General features: G+C 43.2%; 15 protein-coding genes. 6 read left to right on the forward strand and 9 right to left on the reverse strand.

Annotation, left to right across the window (positions count from 1 at the left end; genetic code table 11):
• Positions 1 to 5 precede the first annotated feature (5 nt).
• Entirely contained in the window at positions 6 to 875 is an 870-nt protein-coding gene (gene cyoE / locus F0232_RS05960) for a heme o synthase (RefSeq protein WP_105059243.1), read from the forward strand.
• A 125-nt stretch (positions 876 to 1000) separates the two neighbouring features.
• On the opposite strand, the gene lepB is transcribed toward cyoE, so the two are convergent.
• The 5 genes from lepB to F0232_RS05985 form a co-directional block, all read right to left on the reverse strand.
• Positions 1001 to 1648 carry a signal peptidase I gene (gene lepB, locus F0232_RS05965; protein WP_105059244.1) on the reverse strand — a complete coding sequence of 216 codons (648 nt, stop codon included), beginning with the start codon at positions 1646 to 1648 and terminating at the stop codon, positions 1001 to 1003.
• Entirely contained in the window at positions 1635 to 1877 is a 243-nt protein-coding gene (locus F0232_RS05970) for a hypothetical protein (protein ID WP_102278326.1), read from the reverse strand. The genes lepB and F0232_RS05970 overlap by 14 nt, the downstream gene beginning before the upstream one ends.
• Before the next feature lie 395 nt (positions 1878 to 2272).
• Positions 2273 to 3346 (reverse strand): YafY family protein, encoded by a 1074-nt coding sequence (locus tag F0232_RS05975; RefSeq protein ID WP_105059245.1) that lies wholly within the window; start codon positions 3344 to 3346, stop codon positions 2273 to 2275.
• A gap of 466 nt (positions 3347 to 3812) precedes the next feature.
• Entirely contained in the window at positions 3813 to 4802 is a 990-nt protein-coding gene (locus tag F0232_RS05980; protein ID WP_105059246.1) for an efflux RND transporter periplasmic adaptor subunit, read from the reverse strand.
• Positions 4802 to 5335 (reverse strand): magnesium transporter, encoded by a 534-nt coding sequence (locus tag F0232_RS05985; RefSeq protein WP_105059247.1) that lies wholly within the window; start codon positions 5333 to 5335, stop codon positions 4802 to 4804. The genes F0232_RS05980 and F0232_RS05985 overlap by 1 nt, the downstream gene beginning before the upstream one ends.
• A 780-nt stretch (positions 5336 to 6115) precedes the next feature.
• On the opposite strand from F0232_RS05985, the gene F0232_RS05990 reads away from it, so the two are divergent.
• The 4 genes from F0232_RS05990 (at position 6116) to F0232_RS06005 (ending at position 9696) form a co-directional block, all read left to right on the forward strand.
• Entirely contained in the window at positions 6116 to 7051 is a 936-nt protein-coding gene (locus F0232_RS05990) for a LysR family transcriptional regulator (protein WP_105059248.1), read from the forward strand.
• Between the two features lie 181 nt (positions 7052 to 7232).
• Positions 7233 to 7610: a lactoylglutathione lyase gene (gene gloA, locus F0232_RS05995; RefSeq protein WP_017084654.1), complete on the forward strand. Its 378-nt coding sequence runs from the start codon at positions 7233 to 7235 to the stop codon at positions 7608 to 7610.
• A 14-nt stretch (positions 7611 to 7624) separates the two neighbouring features.
• Positions 7625 to 8722 carry an alkene reductase gene (locus F0232_RS06000; protein ID WP_171750724.1) on the forward strand — a complete coding sequence of 366 codons (1098 nt, stop codon included), beginning with the start codon at positions 7625 to 7627 and terminating at the stop codon, positions 8720 to 8722.
• A 110-nt stretch (positions 8723 to 8832) separates the two neighbouring features.
• Complete coding sequence (locus F0232_RS06005) at positions 8833 to 9696, forward strand: DMT family transporter (RefSeq protein ID WP_061031808.1); 864 nt, start codon at positions 8833 to 8835, stop codon at positions 9694 to 9696.
• 71 nt (positions 9697 to 9767) lie between these two features.
• Here F0232_RS06005 and F0232_RS06010 read toward each other — a convergent pair whose 3' ends face one another.
• Positions 9768 to 10196 (reverse strand): MarR family winged helix-turn-helix transcriptional regulator, encoded by a 429-nt coding sequence (locus F0232_RS06010; protein WP_004741927.1) that lies wholly within the window; start codon positions 10194 to 10196, stop codon positions 9768 to 9770.
• 18 nt (positions 10197 to 10214) lie between these two features.
• A complete protein-coding gene (locus F0232_RS06015; RefSeq protein WP_061031807.1) occupies positions 10215 to 10856 on the reverse strand; it encodes a cytochrome b/b6 domain-containing protein in 642 nt (213 codons plus the stop codon).
• Positions 10857 to 11005: 149 nt separating this feature from the next.
• On the opposite strand from F0232_RS06015, the gene F0232_RS06020 reads away from it, so the two are divergent.
• Positions 11006 to 11428: a cytochrome c gene (locus F0232_RS06020; RefSeq protein ID WP_061031806.1), complete on the forward strand. Its 423-nt coding sequence runs from the start codon at positions 11006 to 11008 to the stop codon at positions 11426 to 11428.
• 107 nt (positions 11429 to 11535) lie between these two features.
• Here the strand turns inward: F0232_RS06020 and F0232_RS25015 are convergent, their stop codons facing one another.
• A complete protein-coding gene (locus F0232_RS25015) occupies positions 11536 to 12123 on the reverse strand; it encodes a BamA/TamA family outer membrane protein (RefSeq protein ID WP_244268244.1) in 588 nt (195 codons plus the stop codon).
• A complete protein-coding gene (locus F0232_RS25020) occupies positions 12066 to 12677 on the reverse strand; it encodes a hypothetical protein (protein WP_244268243.1) in 612 nt (203 codons plus the stop codon). The genes F0232_RS25015 and F0232_RS25020 overlap by 58 nt, the downstream gene beginning before the upstream one ends.
• Between the last annotated feature and the right edge of the window lie 85 nt (positions 12678 to 12762).

Below are 12762 nucleotides of genomic sequence, written 5' to 3' on the forward strand. Positions count from 1 at the left end.
AGGGTATGCTGAAAAGTTATTTGTCTATTACCAAACCGGGCATCATTTTCGGCAACCTGATTTCTGTTGCGGCGGGGTTCTTCCTTGCCGCAAAGACAGAACCAGCCAGTGCGATGTTGTTACTGACAACATTGGCGGGTGTGGGGCTTGTGATTGCATCAGGTTGTGTGGTGAATAACATTTTTGATCGCGATATTGATCAAAAAATGAAACGCACTCAGAACCGAGAGTTGGTTCAGGGCAACATCAATACTGATGTCGCATTCATCTATGCGTTGGTCATGTTGCTAGGTGGTACGGCGCTACTGTTCCAATACGTTAATCCGATGTCTGCGGTAGTGGTGTTGCTAGGCTACGTGTTTTACGTCTTTTTCTACACCATGTGGTACAAGCGTAATTCGGTGTATGGCACGCTCGTAGGCAGTATCTCTGGTGCGGTACCACCATTAGTTGGTTACCTTGGCGTGACAAACTACTTGAGTATCGAAGCGGTGCTGCTGTTTATCATGTTCTGCTTATGGCAGATGCCACACTCTTATGCGATTGCGATGTTCCGCATTCAAGATTACCGAGATGCGGGTATCCCTGTGCTACCGGTAAAAGAGGGTGTCGATAAGGCCCACAAACACATGAAAGCGTACGTGGTTGCTTTTGGCGCGGTTGCTCTTGGGCTGTTCTTGCTCGGAGAAGCGGGTTACGAATACCTAGCGGTGTCGGCGGCAGTATGCTTTATGTGGACCAAGGTGACATTCCGTAAGGTGGATTGCGCCAACTACATCCAATGGTCAAAGACGGTCTTTAAAGTCTCTCTGCTGGTGGTGATGAGCATCAGTGGTGTGTTGGGGCTGGAGTTGATTCCGTTACCTTTTTCGTAAGATAAATCGCGAGTATGACAAAAGCCGAGCTATATTGAATAGCTCGGTTTTTCTTTTTTTAGCTTATTGCTTATTGCTTATTGATCAGCGCTAATCGTTTGGCGAGCACTTAATATCTGTAATTTCTAACATGTTCTATGGAAAGGTGAGTAGCTATCGACCATGGTTAAGGAGCAATTGAACTTGCGATTTCCATTGGCAACATTGAGTAGAACTTTGTTATAGACACCATTAACGCTATTTATATCGACATAACCAAAGCTCTCATAGGTTGAGTCGTATGAGTAGTCTCGATTGTCGCCAAGAACAAATAGCTTTCCTTCTGGTACATGCCAAGTAATATTGTTTTCAAGTATGTTTGAATCTTCTTTGAGATACCTAACATTATATTGGCTATTACCTATTTGTTCTTTTATATAAACAAACCCATTTTCTTTTTTAGTTATACCATGGGATAATTTATTATCATTGATATAAAGATCACCATTGTCTAATGTGACAGTATCTCCAGGTATTCCAATCACTCTCTTTCTGAAGGTTATATTTTCACTTCGATGTTTAGGAGGGTGTCGAAAACGAATGACATCGCCATACTCTGGTGTATATCGCCCCGGTCGAACGCCACTTACCGTTGTCCAGTATTTACCTTCAAAGGTTGGCGCCATACTTAATCCTGTATTAGTATTGATTGAGCTAGAGAAAAAGTAAAATAGCACGAATATCCATAACGCAAGTGAAGTTGATATTGATAGAAGTAACTTAAAGCTCTTCATAACGGTTTCTCCTGCTGCAGTACTTCTCGGCAAGCATGGTAATACTGTAGTTTGCGGCAACAAATGAGCAGTAAAATAGCCCTAAAACGACAATGATTTCAATGATGTCATTGAAGCCACCATTGAATAGGTTTTTACAGAGTGAGTAATAGAGGAATAAGCTTAAGCTTAGAAAAATCGCAGCTATTGCCAGCAGAATCCATTCTACCTTTGATAAATTACGGTTCATTAATTTTACACCATAAAGAATAAAATAACAGGTAACGCAAGCAGTCGGCTAAATATTTTTAAAGGTCGATACCAATAAAAAGGAAGACGATGTACTAAGCTGTTTGATTTATAATTAAGGTGATAAAGCTCATCAATAAATGATCTTTTTATAGTGTCTATCACGGTTAAGCCTAATTGTATTTTTATTTGGAATAGTATTGTGGCAACAAAATCTGACATTTTCTGTCTAAAACAAAAAAAATTACTAAATTTAATGTTATCGAGTAGTATTTAGAACGCTATTGTTCGTTGTTATGTATTTGTGTTTCTTATAACTTGCTGATGTTGTATTTATAATGGTGTTTTAATATTGGAGGATCCAATATTGAACTTCATATGTGGTGGTGTTTGAACTTAATGTGCATAAACGTTCATTGCGTGTTTAATATCTTGTATTACATCAGTACGTAGCTGCTTTGGCTTTAGAATTTCAACGCAATCGGCATTGTTAATAAGCCATCTTTTGAAATCGACGCTATCCTGAGCTTGGGCTTTTACGATGTAGTGGTTTTGAGCTGTCTCTTCTATATTTTGACATTCACTGAGTTTGTACTCGTCGACAAATCGGTTTTTGCCATAAGTATCTCTTGTCATTTTTAAAAGCACTTCACAGGTTTCACCACCGTTGACCTTTTTACCATTGTTTGTTGAGAGGTAAGTTGTGAGGCAAAAATTCTCTTGATTACCCATAGAGAAGTTCTGACCTGAGTGAAGCTCAACATGGCTAATGTTATGCACAGTGTAGGTGCGATATTTACCGGGCATCGAACTGCTCTCAGCATTTTTTTTATAACGCTCTAATCCAACGAGGTAAAAGGCTTTTTGGTAAACGAAAGAGGCATAAGGGTCGACTTCGCAACGGCTTCCTTCATATTCAAATGAGACCACTTTACGATTTTCTAGCGCACTCTCGAGCTTACTTAGCACTGTGTAATCGGCCTTGGGAGCAACAACATCGTAACTGCTGACCTGTATTTTAAAAGGTGCCGAGTTTGATACGTTATTTGCTCTGGAAAGCAGTGTTAACGCTTCACTTAGTTTCGTTCCTGCGGACGGCAGTATACGTTCAAGTACTTGGCTACCTATGATACCTAGGATTGAGATAGATTCATTCAACCCTGGGTTCACATTGAACTCTGCGCCCTCTTTTACTTTATAGCGAGCCTTTGATGCGATTCCTTCTCGAACCAGAAGATCATTGTGTCCGTTTGGTCCGTCACCCTGAGCCCCATGATACTTGTATATCGAATCTAAGATGCGTTCTGCCCACTTTTGTTGGGCTTCTTTAGAGGTACCTCCACGGTAGTAAAAAGGCTCTTTTCGCACATCATCTAGGTACTCTTTTGACGTTATTCCTTGCTCTTTGGTTGAAAGTAAATTGAGGCAATGTAAGTAACAATAAAAATCACCGAACGCTTTTGCTGACACGTTATTCCTCCATCTCTAATTGATATTTATCGTATTTAATCACAAATTTATTTCACAGAATGGCAGAAAATCACACTTTTCATGTGGGATTAGATGAAACAGTTCATTTTTACGTCAGTTTTATCGCGTATTTTGTAACTGTTTGTAATGAGTGTGTTTTTTGAACGGAAATTACAAGGTTATCGGTAAAATTGAATCATTGCTCCCATAAATAAATGGTTGGTTGGATTGCCACTTTTTAATAATTGTGATTTGTTTTTTGTGGCTATTGAAGTCGGGTGCGAGAACAACTTGATTAAGAGTGCATTTTTAGAGGAAGGAGTCGATTAACTGTGTATTTTTAAAGGAGAGATATGCTGTTTCTTAGTTTGTTGAATTTTGAGAGTCATGCGCTGCTGCAATAAAAATACCCCGACGAGCGGGGTATTTTTGTTTGTCTTCTATTCAACTCTTACGCATAGCTTGTTTACCAAGCACCTAGGTAAGACTTGTAAGATTGTAGGCGAACTGTTGCTGCGCCAATCACGTCAATGAAGCCCCAGAAAGGATGCGGCTTCTCCGCTGAAATCCAAGCCGCGCCAGCGGCACCGATAGGAATGTTGTAGCCTTCTGGTTCAAAGATTTCTAGCACTACCGTACGACCTAAACCATTGCTGTTTTGAGCGACGTGCTGACCAACACTTTGTGGGCCTTGCAGTGGTGAAATACTTGATTCACCAGTACCTGCCGTAAAGCTGTGTACTTTGGCACGGAACACATGACCCGGATATGCATCGACAAAGAATTCCGCAAAATCGCCCACTTGCACGTAACCGTAAGTCTGGTCTGAGATACGCATCTCTAAGAACTTTTTGCTGGTGTTGTACAGGTGCATGTTGCCCATGACAGAGCCTTCAGCAATGTTCACAATCGATACTTGCCCATCAAACTCTGCTCGCACTGTTTTCTTCTCTTGCGCCCAATTCACTTTCTGTAAATCGGCTTTCAGTGAAGCCAGTTCTGCGTGCATCACGCGAAGATCTGAGTGGTACTTTTCAACATCACGAGCATTGAAGATCTCAGGCGACGTTTCTGCACGCTCTAAATCACGCGTCATCTGTTTGATCTGCTCTTCTTTCTGAACGATTGAAGATTCGATCTTCGCTTTGTCTGCTGCTGAGTCGATATCGACAAGTGTGTAGATCACGTCGCCTTTCTTTACCAATTGGTTGTGGTCAACGAACACTTCATCAATTTGCTGGCCGAAGATCGGTGACATTACTGCATGCGGCGCTTTTACCGTTGATGAGTTGGTCATATCTACCGGAGCCCAGAGACGAGAAACAATCGCCAATAGGCCTAGAATCACCACGCCACCAATCGCGGCCCAAGTGTAGTTCTTAATTGTTTTCTTTAGTGCGCCAGTCGCAAACAGGGACCATACAATCAGAATGTATGGGATCATCATCTCTTTCATTATGCGGCCTCTTTTCCAGTTGCTGTCTGCTCAGACTTAGTTTCTTCTGCTTGTTCACTATCGGACTTTTGAAGCTTCGGTTGAATACCACGGCGAATGACATCACTGATCGATTGACCGATGTGTTTCCAGTTAGCGAGAGCAATGACTAGAGCGATAACCCAGAACGTCTTGTTAATGAATAAGCCACAAAGCGAGAGTGCAAATACAATCTGTACATGGGCACTTTTGTGCTCTTTCGCCTTGTGCACACCGAGCTCATGGATTTGCCACATACCGTAGATAGCAGCGAATACAACCGCGAGAGTTACGGAGAACAAGTAACCGGAGAAGTACTCGCTTTGGAAGAAGTTCATCATCATTTCGTTCGGGTGGTTATTGAACTGAGAAAGGTCGATGTCTTTGGAGTGAATTGTACCCATAGGAGCAAGCGCCCAAGCACCAGCAAACATCAGGGCCATAAATAGGCAGAATTTGACGAGAACCATCACGACGGCCCCAACTTTCTGCAGAACAATTTTAAGAATTTTCATATCTCAACCTAAATAATAAGGAGAGAGAAAGTGCAGTCTTGGTACAAGACTTTTAGATGACATCTGCAAGAGGTGTTGAATACCAGTGAGCGATACCGCCGACTGAAATCAAAAGTATTGGATGACAATTAAAAATCGCTTTGCCCAAAGAGACAACGCATTCTCGCGAAAACAGTGCTAAAAACACCGAGCGAAATCATTCTTAAACTAGAGTCAACCATTGCGAAGTTCGGTTGTTACAGTAGCTTTTTGCGCCGTCGTCCATGGTGCTTGCAACACTGTTATCTACACATTTTTAGGTTTTCTATGTCGGTCAAGAATTGATTTGTAGGGGAAATAATAGGAAGTGTGAAGGGCGCTATCTACCCAGTATGGCGATATTGAACTATCGTAATTACGATAGGTTTAAAGGGTATTAGAACGGTAAGTGGATTTATTTGAACGGGCTCAAACTCGGCTTATAAAATATGTCTACTAAATTAGCCTGGATCATAGAATCGGTTATAAAAGTATCAATAAGTCTGAAAAAAAATATTGGATACTCCGAATAGTCTAGGGTGGGGTTTGAGTAGATTAAGCTATTCTGGCACTACGAATAGCGTTGGATTCCCAATCTGACGAATGTGGCAGCTATTCGTCACAGTGAGTTGTTCTTATATTTCTGCTCTTTACCACATGCTGCTCCATTCTCAGTTTGGACTAACGAGCGATAATTGACCGTTCCATTCTATCGGTTTTACGATAAGATAATTCAATCTATCGCCTATTGAGTAAAGAATCATGAGTAATGACATTCCGAACTTTAACTTGTTAGCTGTATTTTCTGCGGTGATGGAGCAGGGCAGTTTGAGCAAAGCAGCCGATCACTTGAATACCAACCAATCGACAATAAGTACCTCCTTGGCGCGGTTGAAGAAGGAAGTTGATCAAGAGTTGTTTGTGCGCAAGGGACGGGGAGTGGTCCCAACTGCTTATTCGCAAAGCCTGTACGAGAAGATCAAAGCACCGATACAAGAACTCAACGGCGTTTTCCAAGGCATGGCATCGTTTGACGAAATGACGGCGGAGCGCAAGTTCGCGGTGTCGATTCCAGAGCACTTACAATGGTTACTGTTGAATCGGTTCTTGGAATTACCAAACCAAGGCCTTTCGTTAGAGGTGTATGATCAAGCGGATTCGGACGATCAAGTACATGAAGATCTGCTGACGCAAAAGTTTGATGCGATGATCGATATCGTATTGCCAGAACACCCGAGCACGGTGAGTGAGAAGCTATACGAGAGTGAGGTAGTGATCATCTGCCGAAACGGTCACCCTAGAATCAAAGGTGAGCTCACGCTTGATCAATACTTGAGTGAGAAGCATGCCGTGCTTGATCGAACGCGCCGACAAGTGAGAAGCCTCAATCACTACACATCACTGGATTTGTCTCAGCGGAAGATCATGATCCATGGCAGTTCTCTGTTCAGCAATTTATTACTGTGCAGTCAATCCGATTGCATTACAGTAGCCCCCCTTTCTATGGCGATTCAGTTCAAAGAGCGCCTCGATTTACAAATTTTCAAGCCTCCTTTTGATTGTGAGCCTATTCCTCATCACCTGATCTGGCTAAAAAAACAGAATAATGATCCCGCGCATAAGTGGCTCCGAGAACAGGTTATTAATACGGTAGATGAGATGTCAAAGGAGTTGAACAGCTGGAAGGCTTCATACTAGCGTTACTTGCAACTTTGATATTTTCTTCAGATTAATCCTTTATAACAAAAAATTATCATATTGAGAATTTATGATAATTTCCTTTATTTGTAGCCAACTCGTATATTGACCCCATCAGGTAAGTGGATGGTCTCCACTTCAATTATATCGGCCTGCGTCACTGGGCTAAAAAGGGCGAAATATGAAATTCCTACACACAATGATCCGAGTTACTGATTTAGACAAGTCTATCGAGTTCTACACCAAGGTATTGGGAATGAAGGAACTTGAACGTCATGAAAACAAAGACTACCGCTACACATTGGTTTTTGTTGGCTACGAGCAAGGCGGCACGACTATCGAGCTAACATACAACTGGGATACTAACGAGTACGAGATGGGCAGCGCGTTTGGTCATCTGGCATTGGGTGTAGAAGATATTTACGCAGCATGTGACAAGATCAAATCGCTAGGTGGCAACGTCACTCGCGAAGCGGGCCCAGTAAAAGGTGGTTCAACGCACATCGCATTTATTACTGACCCAGATGGCTACCAAATCGAACTGATTCAACTAGGTTAATCGAGGAAATGACAATGACAAATGCACTATTTCAACCAATTCAACTTGGTAATATCGAGCTTAAAAACCGTATTGTTATGCCTCCGATGACACGTTCTCGTGCAACGCAACCTGGTAACTCAGCTAACGATATGATGGCGACTTACTACGCTCAACGCGCTACTGCAGGTCTGATTATTGCTGAAGGTACACAAATCTCACCAATGGGTCAGGGCTATGCTTGGACACCTGGTATCTATTCTGACGAGCAGATCGCTGGCTGGAAAAAGGTAACGGACGCTGTACATGAAAAAGACGGCGTAATCTTCGCTCAGCTTTGGCACGTAGGTCGCGTTACGCATCCAGATAACATTGGCGGTGAGCAACCTATTTCATCTTCTGCACTAAAAGCAGAAAATGTAAAAGTATTCATCGATAACGGTACTGATGAACCGGGTTTTGTAGACGTTGTTGAACCTCGTGAGATGACCAAAGAAGACATCAAAGAAGTGGTTGAACAGTATCGCCAAGCTGCACTTAATGCGATCGAAGCAGGCTTTGATGGCATTGAACTTCACGCGGCAAATGGCTACCTGATTAACCAGTTCATCGACTCAGAAGCAAACAACCGTACTGACGAATACGGTGGCTCTATCGAGAACCGCCTACGCTTCTTAGGTGAAGTGGTTGAAGCTATGGTTGAAGCGATTGGTGCTGACCGTGTTGGTGTTCGTCTTGCGCCGTTTACTTCATTGAACGGTACGGTTGATGCAACGCCAGTTGAAACGTACACAGCGGCAGCAGCGCTACTTAACCTATACAAGATTGTTTACCTACACATTGCAGAAGTTGACTGGGACGGTGCACCAGAAACGCCAAAAGCGTTTAAAGCAGCTGTTCGTGAAGCTTATGATGGTGTACTGATTTACGCAGGTAAATATGACAGCGAGCGCGGTGAAAAAGCGGTGGCTGAAGGTGTAACGGACATGGTTGGTTTTGGTCGTCCATTCGTTGCTAACCCTGATTTACCAGCTCGTATTCAAAATGGTTACCCGCTAGCGGCGCACGATCCAAATACACTGTTTGGTGGTGCTGAAAAAGGCTTAACAGACTACCCAGCATACGCAGGCTAAAAACAGCTGCTTGAAGCAGAGTATTGAGATAGTATCTTGATCCTGTTGAATGTTTATAAAAAGCAACCTGGCAGAGTCGGGTTGCTTTTTTCTTTATTGGACCGAATAAAATGATGAACGTGAAAGCGATGCGTGGGGAATTGTATCTCCTATTTGCCACCCTGTTAGCCGGGGTCGGATGGATTGCATCTAAGCTGGTGGTATTAGAAATGCCAGGACCAGTGTTCATTGGTGTGCGGTTTGTTGTGGCAAGCCTGATTCTACTTCCGTTTTGTATTCACCATATTCGCAAGCTCTCTTTTAAGCAGATTCTATCTCTTTGCGGAGTGGGTTTGCTGCTATCGGCTTCATTACAGGTGTGGGTATTTGCGGTTTCGGTGACAGAGACTTTATCTGAAGGGGCATTTATCATGAGCCTCGCGATGATCATTGCGCCATTTGTCTCTTGGGTGCTGTTTCGAGTCAAACCTAATCGCGCCTTTTGGATGTCATTTCCGATTGCGATAATTGGTATGTTATTGCTCACCTTGACCAACGGTTGGCACGTCGAACAAAGTCAGCTCTATTTCTTATTGGCTTCTATGCTGCTGTCCATTCACTTTGTAATGAATAAGCGTGTGATCACCAATATTAAGCCTATCGCGTCAATCTGTGTGCAGCTATTTATTGTGGGTGTGAGCGGTTTAGCGTTCGCTTCAATGACGGCTCAACCTGAGTTCGAGATTACTAAAACCTTGGCTTTCTGGTTTATAGTTTCAGCGGTTGTGGCGACTTCTATTCGTTACTTATTGCAAACAGTAGGGCAGCATTCAGTGAACATGGAAGTGGCGGCGCTGATCATGATTCTAGAGCCGGTTTGGACACTATTACTCAGCGTGAGTATGTTGGGTGAAACCGTTGAGATGCAAAAGCTATTAGGTGGAGCGGTGATCATTGCTTCCCTGTTTTGCTACATTAAGTGGTCACGAAAATAAGAAAACCCTCGTCTAGGGCGAGGGTCTATTGGACTGCGTTATTCAGCGGTAGCTGCTGAGTTGGCGTTAAGCTAAATAGCCGCGACCATTTTCTTAAGCAAGCCGATCATCTGTTGCTGCTCATCAGCATCTAATGCGCTCATCAACTCTTTGTTTACGCGAGCGGGTACTGGAATGATATCTTTTTCGAGCTCCTTGCCCTTTTCTGTAAGATAAATTCGGAAAGAACGACGGCTGTTTGGATCCGCTCTGCGTTCGACAAGATCAAGCTTTTCCAATTTATCTAATGTGCGTGTCGTTGTTGAATTTTCTACTTTTGATTTCGCGGCGATATCACGTTGTGTCAGCCCTTCTTCTTCCCAAAGGCACATCAAGGTCGGCCATAATGCGATGGTTAGTCCATACTTTTTCAATTCTACATCGAAATCTTTGCTCGCCTTATTAGCGACGACATTTACTAACCAACCAAAGCTATTTGGTCTGTCAAATTCTTCTGGCATTGCTTGTTACCTAACTCTTTATGACATAACAACTATTGTCATCGTAACTAATACCGATGCAATTAGCACCAACAATGCTTTGCTATTTGATGAAAAAGCTAATTGAGTGCCACTTTCGAAACTTTCCACTGACGGGTTGTGGTTTTGCTTGCCTGTGATCATGGCTAACACCAGTGGTTTTGAACGTAACTTGTAAGTCATGATTGCCAATAGGTGCAGAACGACGCAGACCACTAACATACGCGCTGCAATGCCGTGCACCACGCCTGAAACCTCAAATACGCCATCGGTAAGAACGAGTTCCGAGCCCGGGGTCGCATCAAAGAAACCTGCAATAACAAGGCCTGTAATACATTGGATGAACAAGGTGGTGATCATACCGATGACCATCCAAGCACCTAATGGGTTATGCCCTGGCTTTGGCTGGATTTTCCCTCGTAAATATTGGAAAGCAGAGCGAGGAGAGCTAACAAATTGTGAGAATCGGCTAGTGTCACTTCCAATGAATCCCCAAACCAATCGCCATAAAATTAGGCTAAACAGTGCGAGCCCAAGATAAATATGTGGGCCATTGCCACTAAAACCTGATGCGGCTAAGCCAATGAATAGTAGTGCTTGTAACCAGTGATACAGTCGAGTTGGTAGATCCCAAATTTTCATAGTTCATTTCCCAGTTGTCGTTTACGAAGTGAGATTAATTTACACAACAACAGTTGCGATCGCAACTGTTGTTGTGTAAATTAAATACATCTCATCGATTCGAATTGAAAGATCAGCCAATCAATCAACCAATAAACAGGAGTGACACTATGAAAAAACTGACTATCGCTTTACTTATCGCAGTGCCAATGAGCACTATTGCCGCCACTGAAGCGGTCGACAATCGCCAACAGGCTTTTAGCTCAATAGAAAAACTCAATAAGCAAGTGTCTTCAGAATTAGGGAATCGAAATACAGATTGGCAAAAGGTTGAGGGACTAAGTGATAACTTGCTAGAGCATGGACTCGTACTCACCAACAGTTTTGCTGTGAGTGATAAGGGCGGTAAAGCGAAAGACGCGGTATGGAGCAAGCCTGAGAAATTTAACCAACTGATGTTACAGATGAATCAAGGTTTTATTGAGTTACAGCAAGCCAGTCTTGAGCAGGACAAAAGCAACGCTGAGCGGGGTTTAGACTCGGCCAATAATACATGCCGAGCTTGTCACCGTACTTATCGCTCTCGTTGGTAGTTTTTTCTTGAGGTTCTATAAACAGAAAGCCTGTACGGATCGAGTCGTGACAGGCTTGGGGGAATCATCGGTTAGATATAATGGCTTTAAAAAGGCCACAGCTTGGGCTAGATATTTTCACCTAAGCTAAAGTAGGCTAGTACTTCATTTTCGTTGTTATAGGTGAAATCCATTCGCACATTGATACGCTCTTGGCGCATTAAACGATAGCGTAGCCCGAGACCAACCATAGTAAGCAGGTCACCATCGTCAAAGCTATGATAAGGGTCGGTTGGATTCAGCCTTTCACCAAATACCTTGCCTACACCCGTTAAACCTACCACCGCAACGTTGTTCAAAAAGTTAATGGACGAGCCGGAAATCGAGTAGCGATATTCCATTTCAAGATTGGTCATGTGCGAAGCAATATGATCACCCGCGACGAAACCACGTTGAACATTTCGCCCTTGTCGGCCATAGGTGCTGTACGCACTGCTTGGAGCATTTTCAGCATCCAGTAGATAGCGAGTCACCCAGCGACTTGCGATGATGTGATTGTCATCGTGCGTTAAGCTGTAGAACAGTCGGTAATCAGAAAAGAGCGAAGAGTAGGCCGCATCTTTGTCATTACCAAGCCACTCGCCATGGTCTTCATAGGTCAGCTCGAATAGAAAGCCATGATAAGGGTAGTAGTAGTGCTCTCGCTCATCCCACAAGAAAGAGAACTTTGCTCCTGTGTCGGCTTGGTACTCTTCACTAAACCCGGTGAGTTTGAGTAAAAGTTTGTCACGCGGTGTATCGGCAAGATAGCGGCGGTGGAGTAGTCTAAACCCATCCCAAGATAGATGCTGTCGTAGACTTTGAAATAGAAATCACCATCGAACGTGTACTCTTGGTGGTTAGTATCGACCAAATCGACCAAGGTAATGTTGGTACTAGAGAAGCCCATTTCACCGCTAAATCGAATTGAATCCCCTTGCAATAAGAGTTCAGCATTGCCTTTGATGTAATAGCTATCATTCTGCGTATAAGTCAGCGTCGCAGATAACGTTGATGCGTTCTTTGATTCGCCGTCAGCGTAGAAGTTATAGATAGGAACGACGGAAATGCCTGTATCTACACTTGGATCGTAAAAGGGAATAGCAATGACACGAAATTGGTCATCCAGTTCAGGTTCTTGTGATTCTCGAGTATCAACCTCGAAAGCTGAACTTGAGAAACTGGCAACAGAAGATAAGAGCGCTGTTGTCCACAAAGAGAGTTGAGTCATGGTTAGAGTTACGTCCAATGTAAGTTGATCGCAATGCTGGAGAAGCTTGCAGATCAGGAGCATAACACGTCATTGAGACTGATGA

It is taken from the genome of Vibrio sp. T3Y01, assembly GCF_013114525.1.
Taxonomy (GTDB): Bacteria; Pseudomonadota; Gammaproteobacteria; order Enterobacterales; family Vibrionaceae; genus Vibrio; species Vibrio chagasii_B.

Excerpts from the sequence above, each read along its gene's own strand:
- cyoE (WP_105059243.1), top strand. The coding sequence starts at position 6 with ATGCTGAAAAGTTATTTGTCTATTACCAAACCGGGCATCATTTTCGGC.
- lepB (WP_105059244.1), bottom strand. The coding sequence starts at position 1,648 with ATGAAGAGCTTTAAGTTACTTCTATCAATATCAACTTCACTTGCGTTA.
- F0232_RS05970 (WP_102278326.1), bottom strand. The coding sequence starts at position 1,877 with ATGAACCGTAATTTATCAAAGGTAGAATGGATTCTGCTGGCAATAGCT.
- F0232_RS05980 (WP_105059246.1), bottom strand. The coding sequence starts at position 4,802 with ATGAAAGAGATGATGATCCCATACATTCTGATTGTATGGTCCCTGTTT.
- F0232_RS05985 (WP_105059247.1), bottom strand. The coding sequence starts at position 5,335 with ATGAAAATTCTTAAAATTGTTCTGCAGAAAGTTGGGGCCGTCGTGATG.
- F0232_RS05990 (WP_105059248.1), top strand. The coding sequence starts at position 6,116 with ATGAGTAATGACATTCCGAACTTTAACTTGTTAGCTGTATTTTCTGCG.
- gloA (WP_017084654.1), top strand. The coding sequence starts at position 7,233 with ATGAAATTCCTACACACAATGATCCGAGTTACTGATTTAGACAAGTCT.
- F0232_RS06000 (WP_171750724.1), top strand. The coding sequence starts at position 7,625 with ATGACAAATGCACTATTTCAACCAATTCAACTTGGTAATATCGAGCTT.
- F0232_RS06005 (WP_061031808.1), top strand. The coding sequence starts at position 8,833 with ATGATGAACGTGAAAGCGATGCGTGGGGAATTGTATCTCCTATTTGCC.
- F0232_RS06010 (WP_004741927.1), bottom strand. The coding sequence starts at position 10,196 with ATGCCAGAAGAATTTGACAGACCAAATAGCTTTGGTTGGTTAGTAAAT.
- F0232_RS06015 (WP_061031807.1), bottom strand. The coding sequence starts at position 10,856 with ATGAAAATTTGGGATCTACCAACTCGACTGTATCACTGGTTACAAGCA.
- F0232_RS06020 (WP_061031806.1), top strand. The coding sequence starts at position 11,006 with ATGAAAAAACTGACTATCGCTTTACTTATCGCAGTGCCAATGAGCACT.
- F0232_RS25020 (WP_244268243.1), bottom strand. The coding sequence starts at position 12,677 with ATGACTCAACTCTCTTTGTGGACAACAGCGCTCTTATCTTCTGTTGCC.